Below are 17,258 nucleotides of genomic sequence, written 5' to 3'. Positions count from 1 at the left end.
GTGGACCGTTTGAAACTTGCGATCATGCAGCCTTATCTATTCCCATACCTGGGCTATTTCCAGCTCATGCACGCGGTAGATTCGTTCGTAGTTTACGACGACGTCAACTTCATCAAGGGTGGCTGGATCAACCGGAACAACATCCTTTGCAATGGCAACAGGCAACTGATTACCTTGCCATTGCTCGCGGCCAGCCCGAACAAGCTGATCAATCAAATTGAGATCAGCAGCCAGCACAAGATTTTGCAGAGCATCCAGCAAAACTACCGTAAGGCGCCACATTTCGAGAGCATTTACCCCTTGCTTGAGAGCATCCTCAGGTACGAATCGCGCAATCTCGCTGACTTCCTGGATTTCCAGCTACGCAGCATTTGTGCGCAACTGGATCTACGCCCGAAGTGGCACACCTCTTCGGCACTTGGGAAAAACTGTGAGCTACGAGGGCAAGACAAGGTTCTTGCCATTTGCGAAGAGCTTGGAGCTACAGAATATATCAACCTGCCGGGAGGCAAGGTACTCTATGGCCCCCAAGCTTTTGCCTCACACGGCTTGAAGCTTTCCTTCATCGAGCCGCGAGCGGTCAGTTACCAGCAGTTCGGCAACGGCTTTTTGCCAAATTTGTCCATCATTGACGTGATGATGTTCAATGACAAAGAGCAATGCGCAAAATTGCTCCAGGAGTATGACCTTGGTTGACAATAGAACGAGCAAGTTTCGCCGTAACGAGTTACTGGAAAACCTGCTCAGCGAATTGAACACAGACCTGCAGCCATCCGAGAAGGTACTGGTAAGGCAGCAAACGCCTGATCGCAATCCTTACCCTTTGATACTGGTAATGGGGCCTCTGCGTAGCGGCACCACTCTCTTCACTCAATGGCTCGCCAATACCGGTCTGGTTGCCTATCCAACCAATATCCTGTCGCGCTTCTATCAAGCGCCTATTATTGGTGCCAAAGTTCAGCTATTGCTGACTGACCCGCGTTTCGACTTCCGCGGTGAGCTCTCCGAGTTCGCTCAGCAAGCTGAATACCGTTCCGAGAACGGCAAGACCAAGGGCGCCCTCGCCCCCAATGAATTCTGGTATTTCTGGCGACGCTTCCTTGCAGATCCGGGTCGTGACATTTGGAGTGATGAAGAATTGCGGCAGAGCATGGACGTGCAGACCATGCTAAGCGAATTGTCGGGAATGACGGAAGTTTTCCAGAAACCCTTTGCAGCAAAGGGAATGCTTTTCAACTACAACATCCCTTTCCTCGATTCAGTACTGAAGAACGTACTGTTTGTGCATATCGTCAGAAATGAAGTTTCCAATGCGGAATCGGTGCTGGAAGCGCGCAAGCGGCAACTGGGAGATGAGCGCCAATGGTACTCGTTTGATATTCCGGAAAAAGAACAACTGATGCAACTGAGCCCTTTCGAGCAAGCGGTGGGCCAAGTTCGCGCAATCAATCAAGCCGTTGAGGCTGGGCTGTCAAATGTTGCAGACGCAAGAAAAATGGTTGTCCAGTACGAAGACTTCTGCAACGCACCTGAAAAGTATTTTGAAGAATTGACTTCGAAACTGAATATAACAGGCGCACAGTACACCGGCGACAAGAAATTTGAAGTAACAAGAAAGCGGTGAGTGAGAGATTCACAATAAAAATTCTGTTGTGTTTTTAAGGACTGGCGAATAGCGCCCAGACCCGCTCAAACGCACTGACAACGATGGTAAAAATTATGCTACAAGCGCCGAAAGTCTCAGTCATATTAACCTCCTTCAATCACTCAAAGTATTTGCGTGAAGCGATTGATAGCGTCCTGAATCAAACATTCAAAGACTTCGAGCTTATCATTTGGGATGATGCCTCGCAGGATGACTCGTGGGAGATCATCAACAGCTACACCGACGAGCGCATCCGGGCATTTCAGAACAGTGAGTCCAAACGAGGTGTCTACGGCATCAACAAGGCAATTTCGGAAGTTGCCAAGGGTGAGTATATTGCGATCCATCACTCCGATGATCTATGGACGTCGGACAAGCTGCAAAAGCAGGTGGACTTCCTAGATGCCCACCAAAGCATCGGCGCGGTGTTCACCAATGCACAGGCGGTTGATGAAATCGGCACCCCTCACTCTGACACCTCGCATTACTACTACTCTATATTTGATCAAGAAAATCGCTCTCGTCATCAATGGTTACGCTTGTTTTTTGAGATTGGCAATGTACTTTGCCATCCGAGCGTGCTCATTCGCCGCCAGTGCTACAGCGACTGCGGACTGTACCGGTTTGGTTTGGCGCAAATTGCCGATTTCGACATGTGGATCAGATTGTGCCTGAAACATGAAATTCACGTTTTGCGGGAAAAGCTCGTAAAATTCCGTGTTAGAGACAATGAAGCCAACTCCAGCGGAAGTCGCCCGGAAACACGTGCCCGTGTTCTATTTGAATTCAGCATGCTCCTGCCTAACTACCTTGAGATCAACGATAAAGACGATCTCATCAAAGTATTTCCTGAGGCTGAGATATTTTTTAATGAGCACGATGATTCAGTGCGTTATGCATTGGCGCGGGCAATGCTCGAGACCAGGAAGTTCGATTTTGTAGTGCCCTTCGCGCTGAACCTGATATTCGAACTGCTGAACGATCCGATCAAGAAAAACCACATATCGTTCGATGCCAGTCAATTCGTAAAGCTGACCAGCGAACTGGACCCATTGAAAGTTGTTTATTTTGACAAGCTCAATCAAGCAGCAGTTGAAACTAACACGCAACTGGCCAAACGCGATGCACAACTGTCTGAGCGTGATGCACAACTGTCGGAACGTGATGCACAACTGTCGGAACGTGATGCACAAATCCACGATCACTCTGTTGAGATAACAACGCTTAACGCACAGGCAAACGAACTTAACGCTCAGATGGCTGAGCGCGACAGGCAGATCGTTGAGCGGGACGAGAAAGTCGCAGAGCTAAATACACAGCTAATAGAACGTGATACGCAGATCACCGAACGTGACACACAAATAGCCGATCGCGAATCCACCATAAACTATCAAAACGTGCAGATAGCAGCTATCTATGCCTCTACAAGCTGGTCCGTTACCAAGCCGTTACGCGGGCTCAGCACTCTTTTGATAAGACGAAAAAAGCATGAAAGCGGGAATATTGAAATGAATCAAAATGCCAAACTTAGTCTGCTATATAGACTAATCAAACTAAGCATTACAAATCCGGCATTTGTAATCAAAAATCTTAGTTGGGCAAATGTCCGTCGACTCATGGCGGCGGTACCACGACATAACGTGGATACCGTTATCAACGTAGCGAAAGAAAAGATTGAGCAAGACAAAGTGCTGTCTCGCGTCCAGCATGCAGATGAAACATCTCATCCTGGCCTGCTCAAAGCGCAAGCACTGGAAAAATGCTACCCGGGAATCACGGCACCTGTTGGCCTGGGGAACATCCCGTTGCTGGAAGAGAAGATTTCCGCGCCCCCTTATCAAATCGATCCGTTGGCCCCCGCACGAGTGAACGTGTTGCTGCCTCAACTGGATCCGTTGATCATGTTCGGCGGCTACATTGCCTGCTTACAGTTCATCTGCAAAATCCAGGCTGAAGGTTTCAAGGTCAGAATTCTGCTTACGGAATCCGATCGCTTCGACCGTGAGGGGGTAAACGCAAAGCTCGCCTCAAACCCGGCATTGCAGCGGGCCGTTGCTGACGCAGAGGTTGAAGACATCACTCAGGGGATACACCCGACAGTAATCTCGCCCAATGACGCATTCGTGGGCTATTCGTTCTGGACCTGTATCAAAGCGCATCATCTGGCAAAAGCCATCGACAAGGAATTCATTTTCTTTCTGCAGGAGTTTGAACCGATTTTCCACTCGCACGACTCTCTTTATGCGATTGGCAGCTATGTGTACCGCTTGCCGCACAAGGTCATCTTCAACACTGATCTGCTGGCCGACTACTTCCGAAGCAAACAACTAGGGGTGTTCTCTCGCCACCAAGGTGAAGAACTGGAAAATCGTTATGTCGCTTTCCAGCACGCGCTGACACCGACCACGCCACCATCGATCGAGCAATTGGCCAAACGCGAAACCAAGCGCCTGTTGTTCTACGGACGCCCAGAAGGGCACGCTCGTCGCAACATCTTCGAGATTGGCATCCTCGGTCTCAAGGCTGCCATTGCTAATGGCGCGTTTGATAGCGATTGGGAGTTTCACGGTGTTGGTACGCTGGGTCCGGACTACGAAGTTGATCTGGGTCACGGCCGCGTGATGAAGCTGAGCGGCACGCTGCCACAAAGCGATTATGGTAAAGCGCTGGGTGAGTTTGATATTGGCTTGAGTCTGATGCTGGCACCGCATCCGAGTATTCTGCCGTTCGAAATGGCCTCTGCTGGCCAGGTGGTTGTGACCAACACCTATGAATCTCGTACAGCTGAAGTGTTGCGAGCGATATCCTCCAACATAGAACCGTGTGAAGCGGATCCATTCTCCGTTGCTGAGGCATTGGAAACCGCAGTGGCACGTGTTGGTGATAGCGAAGCTCGTATCAAAGGGACATCGTTCGACTGGGTTCGGGACTGGGAAGACTCTTTTAATCCGCAAGTCATCGAGAAGATCTCCAAGATCTTGCGGGCTTGAGCACCACGGTACCTGGTTCAGACTTTCATCTGACGTCAGTGGAGGCATTATTCACTACGATGAAAGAGATGATCCGGGTACCGCGATTGGCTTGTTTTTAAAGGTCCGGGGGTCCACAAAACCTTTTCCGGACCTTTCCTATCATTCCATTAGGCATACACCGACATGATTTTCAGCTCGTGGCAGTTCATTCTGCTTTTTCTGCCCATTTCATTTTTCGTCTATTTCTGGTTAAACGACCGACGTTTAATCGTGGCAGGAAAGGTCTGGCTGGTTGCCGTCAGCCTGTTTTTCTATGCTTACTGGGATGTTCATTACCTCCCACTCATATTGGGTTCGATTTTCCTCAACTTCGCGATAGGTACCGGCCTCGCCCAGGCACATAAAGCCTCCCTTGACGACATCAAGAAATCCCATCACGCGATTAACCGAAAGGTTGTTCTTACAACAGGGATCGTGGCTAACCTCGTGCTTTTGGGGTACTTCAAATACACCGATTTCCTTATCGACAACGTCAATGCCGTTTTCGGCACTCACTACGCTATTCAGCACATTCTGCTGCCGTTGGCGATCAGCTTCTTTACCTTTACCCAGATCGTTTACCTGGTGGACAGCTATCGGGGTGAAACCGCAGAGTACGACCTGCTCAATTACTCGCTATTCGTTACATTCTTTCCACACCTGATTGCCGGCCCGATCGTACATCACCGCCAGATCATGCCGCAGTTTGCTTCACGCTGGACCTTGGTGCGCAGGTACCCAAACATCCTCAAGGGTTTGTTTATATTTGCGATCGGGCTATTCAAAAAGGTCGTTATCGCAGACAGTTTTGCCGTCTGGGCCACTGCTGGATTCGATGGCGACCATAGCCTGGGATTCTTCGAAGCATGGGCAACCAGCCTGGCCTACACGTTCCAACTATATTTTGACTTCAGCGGCTATTGCGACATGGCCATTGGGGCATCGCTACTCTTCAACATCTGGTTGCCAATCAACTTCAACTCGCCTTACAAGGCCCTGAGCATTCAGGACTTCTGGCGGCGCTGGCACATTACGCTCAGTCACTTTCTGCGTGATTATCTTTATATCCCCTTCGGAGGTAATCGCTCTGGCGAGTTTCGTACCTACATCAATCTCTTTGCCACATTCCTGCTCGGCGGTCTCTGGCACGGTGCGACATGGATGTTTGTAATCTGGGGAGCGCTGCATGGCGCTGCTTTGGTCATTCATCGTCTATGGTCACAATTACGCCGCCCCATGTCGCCGATACTTGGCTGGTTTCTGACCTTTATGTTCGTAAACGTCACGTGGGTATTTTTCCGCGCCAAGACGATGGATGACGCCATGCGCGTACTGAGTGGAATGGTAGATGTGGGTTCGGCATTTGGAAATACCGCAGCTACGGTGCCGGTATCCGATTTGGCTTGGGGAGGCCGGCTGTCCGATGTTGCACTAAGCATCATGCCCGCAACGCTTGTTGGTCAACTGCCGATTTTCCTCGCAATTATTGTTGCATTTATAATCGTTGCGCAAAAAAACTCGCTGGAAATGGCAAACGGAATCATCGGTAAATGGAGACTGGCTTATGGTGCAGTCCTATTTTCGGTCGCCATGTGCTTCATGCTTGCAGCCACCAGCTCCGTCTTCCTTTACTTTAATTTTTGATGGCGCCAACATGAAACGTAGTGTAATCGTCTTCTTGCTGTCAATATTGCTCGTACTATTCTGTATCCCAGCAATAAACATCATTTCCGCACCCGACAAAAGTGCAATAAAACTCACGCAAAAGTCCTTCCTTTACAATATGGACTTTGTGGCCAGCTGGACTTCAAAGTTACTTTACCCATTGGGCATCAGCATAGATTCAAAGCAGGTTATTATTGGCAAAAATGATTGGCTTTTCCTTGGTGACCAATATCGCAAAACCATTTCGAATGGCAGACGCCCTGCAACAGATGCGGACGTTGCTATTGGCAAGCAAATCGCAACTTCCACAAAGAACTGGAACACCTTCCTTGAAGATAAAGGCGTAAAGTTATTCCGCATCATGATCGGGCCGGATAAGGGGAGCATTTACCCAGAACAATTACCTTCCTGGGCCAAGCCAGTACCGTTCAACCCGACAGACGCCCTTCTCGCTGAAGTCGAGCCGCAGCGTTTCATTGACCTAAGACCAGCCTTGCTGGCTGGAAAGAAAAATCACGCTGAAGACCTTTACTTTAAAACAGATACACACTGGAACGCATTCGGTGCTGGAATAGCATTTAAGGCTTTTGCCCACGAGGTTGGCAAAGCGGCCCCCGAATTGAAATGGCCATCGGAAGAAGCCTACGGAATCGCTCGAATCAAACAAATAAATGGTGGAGATCTGGCGAAGTTTCTAAGACTCTCTACTAGCCTTCCCGATAAAGAGCCGCTCCTCAATGCAGGCAACCTTCCAATAAAAACAACAAGGATTGATTACACGACTCATCAAATTCTGTTCGAGGGCGGAAACCCGGAAGTTAACGCGCCTAAAAAGCCGATTATTGTAAAATCCGAAGGAGCACTTAATAACAAAAGGGTTTTATGGCTCCGCGACTCATTCGGAACCAGTTTGGCGCCGTTGATGGCAGCCACATTTAGTGACGTTCTTCAACTTCACTGGAGTGTCGCTACAGAGCCCGGTGGAGATTTCGCCCAACTGGTCGAGGAATGGAAACCGGATTATGTTTTTTTCACGGTAGTGGAGCGTGAAGCGCAAACGCTTTGGGAAAGCGACCTGCCTGTCATTAGCGTTATCCCCAAAAACGAAAACTTCCAGATTGGCAGCATTGGTAAGCCCAGCAAGATAAATCAGCTGACAACCGGCCCTTCAGCCAATGAATTTGAAATGAAAGGAGACGACGCCTACGTCGACTTCTCATTTTCAAGTAAGGATGCACGTATTAGCGCCCAGTACCTCAACATCGATCTGACGTGTACTGACGGCTCTCCGACCGTTCCGGTGCAGTTGTTCTGGATGGAAAATGGGCAAGCCTACTACGATGAGGCGCATAGCACTCGTATTCTGCTACGAACCGGACAGTCGTTGATTAATCTGAAAACCATTCCAAAATGGCCGCAAGGAGATGACATCAAGCGTGTTCGTGTGGATGTTGAGGCGCTTAAAAATTGCACTCGCTTCACGCTCGGCAATCCAAGTTTCGGTGTGCAGGAATGACCCTCTGAGAACAGAGGAGGTGCATGGCAGCACGGTGAAGCGGTTGCCGGCCCTCCCCTGCTTGAATCATTGAGTTGAAGGCGCACGCTCATAGCTGCCTCCGCCAATGTTGAAAAAAGCCAATGGCCTACAATGCTGTTGGCTTTTTTTTAACCTGGGAAACTCGAAAACGGAGCCTACACAATGTAAAAGCCCCCAACAGTGCAAGGGTTGGGGGCTTTAGACGTGTAAAGAGGGAATTTATTAAGAAGCCTCGGTTCCATTGGTCAAAAAGCTTTTGGCGATTTTACTTGCCAGAGCCCGGGCATGCTGACGAAGCTCTGGAACTGCCGTGGCTTCCCACAAACGAGCCTTTAGCATGGGACCGACATAACTTAACCACTCCAGACTTTCCCCGGACCGATCAATCACCGCGTAGTTGCTAGCGACCTTAATGCCGAGGTGCAAATCGTCAGCGCAGATCACGGACTCATTCAACAAGTAAGAAATGAAAGGATCGGTAATTTTACCGATGTCCGTGCACGGCCCTGTGCAGTTAATGACCTGATCGAACCGACGCTCGACAATCTGATTAGTGCCTCTTAGCTTGATATGTACCGAGACGCTCTCTCCTTCGAGGTCAATCGCGACAATTCGTCCGGCGATCAAGCTTGCAGTGGACGCCGCAAGCGCTTCCTGAAAGATGCCGAAAGTCTGCGGGGCGACTCGGTGGCGGTAGACATCCCAATGCGGTTGCAAGTGGCGTAAAAAGCGTTTTCGCTCGTTAGTCGGCAGGCGTTCCCACAAAGTGGAAGTGATCGGCCTCAGCGCGGCGACAACTTCGCGCCAGTGTTCGGGGGAGCGGGCAACTTCCCGCCGAATCAGCCGAGTGTATTCGGAAACAGCGGGAGCAGCGCCAAGCAAATCATCACAAATCGTTGTCGCGAATCCTTGCGCAGGTAACCGCTCTCTATGTGCGGTCGGCAGTAACCCACGACGCGAAACCATGGTGATTTTGGCTGCCGGATGCGTCCTGCGTAGAGAGATCAACGTATCGACTGCGGTCAAACCACTTCCGATCAGCAGAACCCGGGGCGCCTCGTGGTTCACATCAGCAGCGACTGCAGACCAGGGATCTCCGACATAGGCTGCGCAGCCGTCAAGTTTTTGCAAACCCTGAGGCTTGGCGGGTGAAAAATTCCCAAAGGCCAAGACGACATGATCCGCAGCAATCCGCTCCCCCGTCTGAAGTTCTAAAACGGCTCCGGTGCCCGAGGGTTCTATCGATAGCACCTCACCTGTCAAACGCGAACACTGGACGTCAGACTCTTTTTCGGCTTGAGCGAGTAAATCACTCAGATATGCCCCGTACATTTTTCGCGAAACAAAACTTCCGGAATGCGCCTCTGGATCAAACTTTCGAAAAAACTCGAGGAACGAATCGGGATCATCAACCAGTGCAGACATATTGCCTGCGGGAACATTCAGCAAGTGATCAGGGCTGCTGGTTCCATAGGCCAACCCACGCGCCATTTTGCCTGAACGATTGATAATGGTGAGTTGGGATCCCTTGGGCGCATGCTTGAGAAACTCAATAGCCGTTACTGCGCCGCTGAAACCCGCACCGATGATGACTAATCGCTTCACTTGGCATTCCATTGTTTCAAGTAAGCCATGATGGTATCCACCCCCTCATCTATTGAATGAGTCAGGGTATCGATTTTAACCTGTGGGGAATCCGGCACTTCGTAGGGCGAGTCGATGCCAGTGAAGTTCTTGATCAGCCCCTGTCGGGCTTTACTGTAGAGGCCCTTGGGATCTCGTCGCTCGCATTCGCTCAGCGGCGTATCAAGATAGACTTCGATGAAAGACTCGTCACCAATCACACTGCGGGCAAGTGCACGATCACGATGGAATGGAGAGATGAAGGACGTGATGACAATGAGCCCGGCATCCAGGAACAGGTTGGCTACTTCCGCCACTCGCCTGATATTTTCCGTTCGATCCTGATCACCGAATCCAAGGTCTTTGCACAGACCCATTCGTACGTTATCGCCATCAAGCAAATAAGTATGGAAGCCATTCGCTATGAGTTTTTGTTCAAGCGCATCGGCCAGCGAAGACTTACCCGAACCACTAAGACCGGTCAGCCAGATCACCACGGGGCGCTGATTTTTTTGCTCGCCACGCACCCGACTGGTCGTCGAAATAGGCTGGCAAGTGAGATTATTTTGCATAATTTCTCGTCATATTGAAGTCTGACCATTTTCGAGTGCAGCACCTGACCCGCTAAGGGATGCCCGGGTCGCCTGCTTCGAGATTGTAAAACGCTCCGCTTGATGCAGATACCTTGCGATTCAGGTCTTGCCTGCACCCAAGCGGTAGGCAATATAGATCAGCGGAGCAAATGCAATAAGCAGAGCGCTTATTACGCTCAACATGCCCAACGCGACGAGCATCGATACAGGTAGCAGGAACAGCACGTTTATCATCACAATTGTGAGCGTAACTTTCATGTGACCTAACCGTCGAGCAGCATGCTGATATGCGTGCGAACTGTGTGCCTGATAAACCTTGTCACCTTTAAGCAGGCGCCGCACCAGTGTCCATGTCGCGTCCACAATAAAAACACCCAACAGGATAATCCAGCTGAACAGTAGCTCAGGCTTGCTCCACGCTGCTTGAAGAGACAATACAGCGAGGACGATACCGAGAAAGCCACTCCCCGCATCGCCCATGAAAATTTTCGCCGGGGGGAAATTCCACCATAAAAAACCTGCAACCGCTGCCGCCAGCATCAGTGGCGCCCAGATCAGTTCAACGCTCCCAAGGACGTAATAAACCAGACACATCCCCAAGCAAGCGCTGATCGCTTCGGCACTTGCCAGACCATCTATGCCGTCCATGAAGTTATAGAGGTTGAGCATCCAGACCATGTAAATCAGCGCGAGAAAGCACCCGACCCATCCGGGTTCAATGCTTATGCCCCAGAGTGGGATCGCAGGCAGTCCATTCAGCCAGTACAAAGCCCAGGCCGCGGCGACGAAATGGCCAATCAACCGCCATCTGGCAGCCACGTGCCCGTGGTCATCAACGAATCCGAGAATGGCGATCAGCAAGCCTGAACCCGATAACCCCCAGAGTGCGTCTGGACTGAGCAAATTCAAGTGGGCAAGGATTGGTACAGCAAGTAGAAAGGCGGCAACAATGGCAACGCCCCCGCCTCTTGGTGTTGGCGCAGAGTGGGAGCTGCGTTCATTGGGTATATCCATCAAGCTTTTCGCCAAAGCATATCGGCGCAGCACCAATGTCAAAATCCAAGACAATACGAATACGGCAATTAACAGCCACCAAACATTCATCTCTTTACGTTTTCCCGATAATGGTCAGCAGTCTGACGCATAGCGTCGTCAACACTGACGGGCGGCGTCCAACCCAGCAATTCTCGATTTTTACCAATGTCAATTTGCAGCGATCCGCAAAGTCGTTGGGCGAAAGCTTGCTTACCTAATGTCATCGCCGCCAGCTTCAACAGCCACGCCGGCACGGGCACAAGTCGTGCGGATCTACCCATTGCGCGGGAAAGGCGTCGGAGCAATTGCGTTGTCGACAAGTCTTCGCCATCACTGACTAAAAATGTCTGATTGGCCGCGAGGGGGTGATCAATGCATACGATGATCAAATTCACGAGATTGCCAATTGCTACAAAACTTCGCCGATTTCGGATCAATCCAAGTGGCAGAGGAATGCCCTTATCAAGCCACATCATCATGTTCTGAAAGTTGGCCTTCACGCCAGGGCCATAAACCAGGGGAGGCCGAATAATGACAACTTCCATCCCGGTTTCGGAGTGCAGTTTCTGCAACGCTTTTTCAGCTTCGTACTTGGAGATACCGTAAGGATCCACGGGATGCGGCTGGTTGTCTGCTTCATAGACGCTGGGAGCAAATGAGCCTTCACCGTTGACTTTGATTGAACTGACAAAAATAAAGCGTTTGACTCCCGATTCCGCAGCCCGCCGCGCGAGCCTCAAGGTTCCTTCAACGTTAACCTTACGGAATTCCGTCAAAGCATCTTCTGCGGTTTCATTCATGACATGCACTCGAGCTGCAGCATGAATGACCACGTGAACATCATCCAGTGCAGGCAAAAAATCCGCATTCATATCGAAGGGCTGGACGGAGCACAATCCATTTAACCGTGTGGCTCCACGCGATGCTGCGATCGGACAAAATTTCTTGTCCACCAGCAGCCTGAAAACCACAGCTTCTCCGACAAAACCGCTGGCCCCTGTCACCAATACCTTCAGGGCACTCATCGCACCTTATTCCCAATCAACGCAGTAACCCAACAAATACAAAAGAAAAAAAACTTGTCCCTAACCCGACGCCGACACCGCCAGGCACTGAATGAAAGTTTAATTAACTGCCTGCGCCGCAGTTTGAGCCACGTCATTACAAACGGGTTTTTATCCTGCTCAATCAGTTGCACAATTAATTGCACCTGATTGAACCACCAGCCGTCATGAATAGTTTTGTAACGGGCAATCAATGGTGCCAGCCCCTTATTCGCGCCTACCTGATTACGTTCATGCTGGCGATAGTCCATCGTAGGCTCAGGGTCTATGTACCAGAGAAAACCATGGCTACGGGCGAAGGAATAGCAATACCAATCGTGCAGACTGACATCTTGTAATAGACGCCAATTACGTATCATTGACACCTTCAATGAATCCGCGAGCTTTTTGCTCATTACGTAAGTACAACCAGGCCCCGCCGCCTCAAACAGAAAGTCCCACTCAACCTGAAGCTGCGCTTTATTCAGCAAATGGGTTCTTCCATCTGGCCAAAAAGCCGTGACATTACTGGAATAGGCGTCGACTTGACGACTATGGATGGCATGAGTCGCACGCTGAAGCTTGTCTACGTGCCAAATATCATCCTGATCGGCAAAGGCTACGAAATCGAATGTTTCAAACTCGACATCGCGGATGAGTCGGAAAAAATTACGAGATGCTCCACCAAAACTACCCGCTGGCGGCAAGATCCGAACCTGAGGGTGCCTGGAAGCGTAAACCGCACACCACGCTTCTGTACCGTCGGTGGAGGGGTCGATACTTATATAAACGGTTACATCAACAGCTGACTGGCGAAGAATCGAGGCCAACTGCTCCTCGATCCACTGCATGCCATTATAAGCAGCCAGCAAAACTGCAACCTTGGGATGTTTTACTGGCATGCCATTCCTGCTCGCACTGAAAAACGCTGATGTTCGACGGGATCTGGCGTTCGAATCAGTGAGAAGGTGAGTCCAGCAGTTTCTGAAGATACTGACCGTAGCCAGTCTTCTTCAGCGCATCGGCTTGCTCACCCAACTGCTCGGCAGAAATCCAACCGTTGTGGAAAGCGATCTCTTCCAGGCAAGCTACTTTCAGACCTTGACGCTGTTCGATGGTGTGCACAAAGTGACTGGCCTCGAGCAAAGAATCGTGAGTGCCCGTGTCGAGCCAAGCGAAACCACGGCCAAGCATCTCGACACTGAGAGACTTGCGCTCAAGATAAACACGATTCACGTCAGTAATTTCCAGCTCACCACGCTCGGAAGGCTTGATGTTCTTGGCTATTTCCACAACGTCGTTGTCATAGAAATAAAGACCCGTTACTGCGTAGTTGGATTTGGGTTTCAGCGGCTTCTCTTCAATGCTGAGCGCTCGGCCTGAAGCGTCGAACTCGACTACACCAAAACGCTCGGGATCAGAAACGTGATAACCAAACACGGTCGCGCCGCTCTTCTGTTCTGTAGCCGAACGCAAATTGTCCGAGAAATGTTGGCCATAGAAAATATTGTCGCCGAGGATCAGGCAGCAAGGATCCTGACCAATGAACTCTTCTCCAATAATAAAAGCCTGAGCCAGTCCATCCGGAGTAGGTTGTTCTGCATAGGTCAACTGGATGCCATACAGACTGCCATCGCCCAATAACTTGCGAAACAGCGGCAAGTCCTCAGGTGTGGAAATGATCAGAATTTCGCGCATCCCCGCCAGCATCAATACCGACAGTGGATAAAAGATCATCGGTTTGTCATAGATCGGCAGCATTTGCTTGGAAACACCAAGCGTAAGCGGGTGAAGACGAGTGCCCGAACCGCCAGCGAGAATGATGCCTTTACGATTTGTCGTGGTCATTTGTTCAGAACTTCCCTAAGCATTCGGGTTACACCACTTTGCCAATCCGGCAAGTGTAGAGAAAAATTGTCACGCAGCTTCTGAGTATTCAATCGAGAATTCAGAGGGCGGCGCGCAGGTGTCGGATAAGCGGTTGTTTCGATGGCGTTAACCGTCGCCACAGCCAACTCCTCGCCTTGGAGTTTTGCGAAGTCAATTACGTGAGTGGCATATCCATGCCAAGACACTTCACCAGCTGAGGCCAAATGATAGAGGCCAGCCAGTTCTGGACGCTTGATGATTTGCTGAATAGCCAACGCCGTAACGTCAGCGATCAGATCCGCACCTGTAGGAGCACCGATCTGATCCGCAATCACGCTCAACGTTTCGCGGTCCTTCGCCAGCCGTAGCATTGTCTTTGCGAAGTTGTTGCCGCGCGTACCGTAAACCCAGCTAGTGCGGAAGATCAGATACTTGCAACCCGACGCGATAATTGCCTGTTCGCCGGCTAACTTGCTGGAGCCATAATGATTCACCGGCGCAACAGCATCCGTCTCCTGCCATGGCGTCACGCCCTGGCCACTGAAGACGTAATCCGTTGAGTAGTGAACCAGCCAGGCACCCAATGCTGCGGCTTCTTTGGCCATAACACTACTCGCGAGGCCGTTTACGCGATCTGCCAATTCAGTATCCGACTCAGCTTTGTCAACCGCCGTATAGGCGGCAGCATTAACGATCACGTCGGGCTTTACCTGACGAATCGTTGCGCCCAAGGATTCAAGATTAGATAGATCACCGCTCAGACCATCAACGGAATGCCGATCAAGAGCGACCAGTTCTCCAAGCGGCGCCAGTGAGCGTTGCAGCTCCCAGCCCACCTGACCGTTCTTTCCTAAAAGGAGGATCTTCATGCTTTGCTCGAACGATCCGCGTAGTTCTGATCAATCCACTGCTGGTAGCTACCGCTCTTCACGTGCTCAACCCATTCAGTGTTATTCAGATACCACTCAACAGTCTTGCGAATACCAGTCTCGAAAGTCTCTTCCGGAGTCCAGCCCAGTTCTCGCTGAATCTTGCTAGCGTCGATTGCATAGCGAACGTCGTGACCAGGACGATCCTGTACATAAGTAATCAGGCTGGCATGCGGGCGGTGAGCTGAATCAGGACGCAACTCATCGAGCAACGCACAGAGGGTGTGCACCACTTCGATGTTTTGTTTTTCGTTATGACCGCCGATGTTGTAAGTCTCACCGATCACGCCTTCGGTGACGACTTTGTACAACGCGCGCGCGTGATCTTCGACATACAGCCAGTCACGTACCTGGTTGCCTTTGCCATAAACCGGCAGAGGCTTGCCTTCCAGCGCATTGAGAATGATCAGCGGGATCAGTTTCTCAGGGAAATGGCATGGGCCGTAGTTGTTCGAGCAGTTAGTCACCAAGGTAGGCAGGCCGTAAGTGCGGGCCCAGGCACGAACCAGGTGATCGGAGCTGGCCTTGCTGGCCGAGTAAGGCGAACTTGGCTGGTAAGGCGTGGTTTCGGTGAAGAGGTCTTCCGGACCTTCGAGGTCTCCGTAAACTTCGTCAGTCGAAATATGGTGAAAGCGGAAACTGGCTTTACGCGCATCATCCAGAGCGGCCCAGTAGTGGCGGGCAGCTTCAAGCAGCGTGTACGTACCGATGATATTGGTCTGGATGAACTCGGAAGGACCGGAGATCGAGCGATCAACGTGGGATTCTGCGGCCAGATGCATGATTGCATCAGGCTGGTGCTCACGCAGGACACGGTCGATCTGATCACGATCACAGATATCGACTCGTTCAAATACGTAGCGCGAATTCTGGCTGACTTCTGCCAGGGACTCCAGATTGCCGGCGTAAGTCAGCTTATCGACGTTAACGACAGCATCGGACGTGTTGGAGATGATGTGACGGATGACTGCCGAACCAATAAAGCCGGCGCCGCCGGTAACTAGAATTTTCACGCGAAACGATACCCTTGAGCTGCGGACAGCGCTGCCATGAGCGCTGTCTAATCCATGAATGCAGAAGCCACTCGCAGTTGGCATCCGTCAGAGTCAGTCTGAATTGACATGCAATAAGGCACGATCAAACAAGGGACGCATTTTACAGCTTAATGATGGTTTTACTAATGGATAAAGACAGGCAGAGGCGCAATTTCGACAGACGCCCTGCCCCTGCTGCTTCAGACCAGTCGCTTGCGAGCGGCTCTGGACGAGCGTCCCAGGAACCAGCCCAACACTGGACCAATTAACATGCCAATGAGCAACGCCAATACAACGACCAGCGAAACCGGCAACTGCGGCCCAGACAAACCTAAAAACAATAACGACACCGATTGCTGGTTCTCTAGCACAAACGCCAGAATCGCCAACACCAGGAGAAAAATAAATACACCAAGAAATATGCGCTTAAGGTTACGCATGAGTAACCCCTTGAGAAATAGCAGCTGTCAAACCCCTTCCTCCTCTTCCTCATTCACCCGATCACGCAGCTCTTTGCCCGGCTTGAAATGCGGAACGAATTTACCGTCAAGACTGACGGATTGACCGGTCTTCGGGTTACGACCAACGCGCGGCGCGCGGTAATGCAGGGAGAAGCTGCCAAACCCACGGATCTCAATGCGATCACCGGTGGCAAGGCATTGGGACATTTGCTCAAGCATGGTCTTGATGGCCAGCTCCACATCCTTGGATGAGAGCAGCCCTTGATGGGTGACAATTCGTTCGATCAACTCCGACTTCGTCATATTTTTCCCTTCTTTTTCAAGCAGCTAGATCAGCGCTTGAAAGGTTTTAGCACGCCCGGAAGATTTTGAACAGCCCAGGGATTGACATATCTTCCGCCGCATCGAAACGCCCATTTTCAGGGCATAAAACCAACAGACAGATCATCGCGTGCTCAACGACATATCACCAACATGGTTCGCGTCACATAGCCTGCCGGGTTGAAGCCAAAAGGAAACTCATCTTCATCCTTGGCATCATCTGATCGCGTGATCACTTTGTACCCTGCCCCCTTGCACTCTTTAGCTGCGCGCTTTTGACACTTCTCCCAACCAGAGCCCAACCCAGAGCAGTCGACCTCTATACCACTGACGCCGCGCACGGCATGAGTCTTGGCACTGGTGGTACAACCCGCCAAAAGCAATACAGCGATGAGGACAATAAACTTGTTCATCCACTTCCTTATGCCAGGCAGCTGCCCGACGACTACACGCTTAAGACCAAGCTTAGTCGTGAATAGGCGATTGATCCGA

At 50.8% G+C, this 17,258-nt stretch carries 16 protein-coding genes; 5 read left to right on the top strand and 11 right to left on the bottom strand.

Annotated elements, in window-relative coordinates; genetic code table 11:
- The first annotated feature begins 9 nt into the window (after positions 1-9).
- The 5 genes from ACI514_RS03985 (at position 10) to ACI514_RS03965 (ending at position 7,837) form a co-directional block, all read left to right on the top strand.
- On the top strand, positions 10-696 hold the full coding sequence (locus tag ACI514_RS03985) for a WbqC family protein (protein ID WP_405123119.1): 687 nt from the start codon (positions 10-12) through the stop codon (positions 694-696).
- Positions 689-1,624, top strand: a complete 936-nt coding sequence (locus ACI514_RS03980; protein ID WP_202982143.1) for a sulfotransferase — start codon at positions 689-691, stop codon at positions 1,622-1,624. Before ACI514_RS03985 ends, ACI514_RS03980 begins: the two co-directional genes overlap by 8 nt.
- A 95-nt stretch (positions 1,625-1,719) precedes the next feature.
- A complete protein-coding gene (locus ACI514_RS03975; RefSeq protein WP_405123118.1) occupies positions 1,720-4,635 on the top strand; it encodes a glycosyltransferase in 2,916 nt (971 codons plus the stop codon).
- A 165-nt stretch (positions 4,636-4,800) separates the two neighbouring features.
- Entirely contained in the window at positions 4,801-6,300 is a 1,500-nt protein-coding gene (locus ACI514_RS03970; RefSeq protein ID WP_160058943.1) for an MBOAT family protein, read from the top strand.
- 10 nt (positions 6,301-6,310) lie between these two features.
- Complete coding sequence (locus tag ACI514_RS03965) at positions 6,311-7,837, top strand: hypothetical protein (RefSeq protein WP_405123117.1); 1,527 nt, start codon at positions 6,311-6,313, stop codon at positions 7,835-7,837.
- 243 nt (positions 7,838-8,080) lie between these two features.
- On the opposite strand, the gene ACI514_RS03960 is transcribed toward ACI514_RS03965, so the two are convergent.
- The 11 genes from ACI514_RS03960 to ACI514_RS03910 form a co-directional block, all read right to left on the bottom strand.
- Positions 8,081-9,463: an FAD/NAD(P)-binding protein gene (locus ACI514_RS03960; protein ID WP_160058945.1), complete on the bottom strand. Its 1,383-nt coding sequence runs from the start codon at positions 9,461-9,463 to the stop codon at positions 8,081-8,083.
- Entirely contained in the window at positions 9,460-10,053 is a 594-nt protein-coding gene (cysC, locus tag ACI514_RS03955; RefSeq protein WP_160058946.1) for an adenylyl-sulfate kinase, read from the bottom strand. The genes ACI514_RS03960 and cysC overlap by 4 nt, the downstream gene beginning before the upstream one ends.
- 120 nt (positions 10,054-10,173) lie before the next feature.
- Entirely contained in the window at positions 10,174-11,178 is a 1,005-nt protein-coding gene (locus ACI514_RS03950; RefSeq protein WP_405123116.1) for an MraY family glycosyltransferase, read from the bottom strand.
- The gene (locus ACI514_RS03945) at positions 11,175-12,134 is read right to left on the bottom strand and encodes an SDR family oxidoreductase (protein ID WP_160058948.1); all 960 of its coding nucleotides are present in this window, start codon (positions 12,132-12,134) and stop codon (positions 11,175-11,177) included. The genes ACI514_RS03950 and ACI514_RS03945 overlap by 4 nt, the downstream gene beginning before the upstream one ends.
- A complete protein-coding gene (locus ACI514_RS03940) occupies positions 12,131-13,054 on the bottom strand; it encodes a glycosyltransferase (RefSeq protein WP_160058949.1) in 924 nt (307 codons plus the stop codon). The genes ACI514_RS03945 and ACI514_RS03940 overlap by 4 nt, the downstream gene beginning before the upstream one ends.
- Positions 13,055-13,109: 55 nt before the next feature.
- Positions 13,110-14,000, bottom strand: a complete 891-nt coding sequence (gene rfbA, locus ACI514_RS03935; RefSeq protein WP_160058950.1) for a glucose-1-phosphate thymidylyltransferase RfbA — start codon at positions 13,998-14,000, stop codon at positions 13,110-13,112.
- The gene (gene rfbD / locus ACI514_RS03930; RefSeq protein ID WP_160058951.1) at positions 13,997-14,890 is read right to left on the bottom strand and encodes a dTDP-4-dehydrorhamnose reductase; all 894 of its coding nucleotides are present in this window, start codon (positions 14,888-14,890) and stop codon (positions 13,997-13,999) included. The genes rfbA and rfbD overlap by 4 nt, the downstream gene beginning before the upstream one ends.
- Complete coding sequence (gene rfbB, locus ACI514_RS03925; protein ID WP_160058952.1) at positions 14,887-15,963, bottom strand: dTDP-glucose 4,6-dehydratase; 1,077 nt, start codon at positions 15,961-15,963, stop codon at positions 14,887-14,889. The genes rfbD and rfbB overlap by 4 nt, the downstream gene beginning before the upstream one ends.
- 221 nt (positions 15,964-16,184) lie before the next feature.
- Positions 16,185-16,424 (bottom strand): lipopolysaccharide assembly protein LapA domain-containing protein, encoded by a 240-nt coding sequence (locus ACI514_RS03920; RefSeq protein ID WP_160058953.1) that lies wholly within the window; start codon positions 16,422-16,424, stop codon positions 16,185-16,187.
- A gap of 27 nt (positions 16,425-16,451) precedes the next feature.
- The gene (gene ihfB, locus ACI514_RS03915; protein WP_003189779.1) at positions 16,452-16,748 is read right to left on the bottom strand and encodes an integration host factor subunit beta; all 297 of its coding nucleotides are present in this window, start codon (positions 16,746-16,748) and stop codon (positions 16,452-16,454) included.
- Between the two features lie 152 nt (positions 16,749-16,900).
- Positions 16,901-17,179, bottom strand: coding sequence for a hypothetical protein (locus tag ACI514_RS03910; protein ID WP_160058954.1), 279 nt, complete (start codon positions 17,177-17,179; stop codon positions 16,901-16,903).
- Between the last annotated feature and the right edge of the window lie 79 nt (positions 17,180-17,258).

This window comes from Pseudomonas sp. M20 (assembly GCF_045037865.1).
In the GTDB taxonomy this organism is placed as follows: domain Bacteria; phylum Pseudomonadota; class Gammaproteobacteria; order Pseudomonadales; family Pseudomonadaceae; genus Aquipseudomonas.
Note: the sequence above shows the minus strand (reverse complement) of the source record. Positions and strands in the feature narration are given on the sequence as shown.

Bases quoted from the DNA above. Each gene is read 5' to 3' on its own strand.
- ACI514_RS03975 (WP_405123118.1), top strand. From the start codon at position 1,720: ATGCTACAAGCGCCGAAAGTCTCAGTCATATTAACCTCCTTCAATCAC.
- ACI514_RS03970 (WP_160058943.1), top strand. From the start codon at position 4,801: ATGATTTTCAGCTCGTGGCAGTTCATTCTGCTTTTTCTGCCCATTTCA.
- ACI514_RS03965 (WP_405123117.1), top strand. From the start codon at position 6,311: ATGAAACGTAGTGTAATCGTCTTCTTGCTGTCAATATTGCTCGTACTA.
- cysC (WP_160058946.1), bottom strand. From the start codon at position 10,053: ATGCAAAATAATCTCACTTGCCAGCCTATTTCGACGACCAGTCGGGTG.
- ACI514_RS03950 (WP_405123116.1), bottom strand. From the start codon at position 11,178: ATGAATGTTTGGTGGCTGTTAATTGCCGTATTCGTATTGTCTTGGATT.
- ACI514_RS03945 (WP_160058948.1), bottom strand. From the start codon at position 12,134: ATGAGTGCCCTGAAGGTATTGGTGACAGGGGCCAGCGGTTTTGTCGGA.
- ACI514_RS03940 (WP_160058949.1), bottom strand. From the start codon at position 13,054: ATGCCAGTAAAACATCCCAAGGTTGCAGTTTTGCTGGCTGCTTATAAT.
- rfbA (WP_160058950.1), bottom strand. From the start codon at position 14,000: ATGACCACGACAAATCGTAAAGGCATCATTCTCGCTGGCGGTTCGGGC.
- rfbD (WP_160058951.1), bottom strand. From the start codon at position 14,890: ATGAAGATCCTCCTTTTAGGAAAGAACGGTCAGGTGGGCTGGGAGCTG.
- ACI514_RS03920 (WP_160058953.1), bottom strand. From the start codon at position 16,424: ATGCGTAACCTTAAGCGCATATTTCTTGGTGTATTTATTTTTCTCCTG.
- ihfB (WP_003189779.1), bottom strand. From the start codon at position 16,748: ATGACGAAGTCGGAGTTGATCGAACGAATTGTCACCCATCAAGGGCTG.
- ACI514_RS03910 (WP_160058954.1), bottom strand. From the start codon at position 17,179: ATGAACAAGTTTATTGTCCTCATCGCTGTATTGCTTTTGGCGGGTTGT.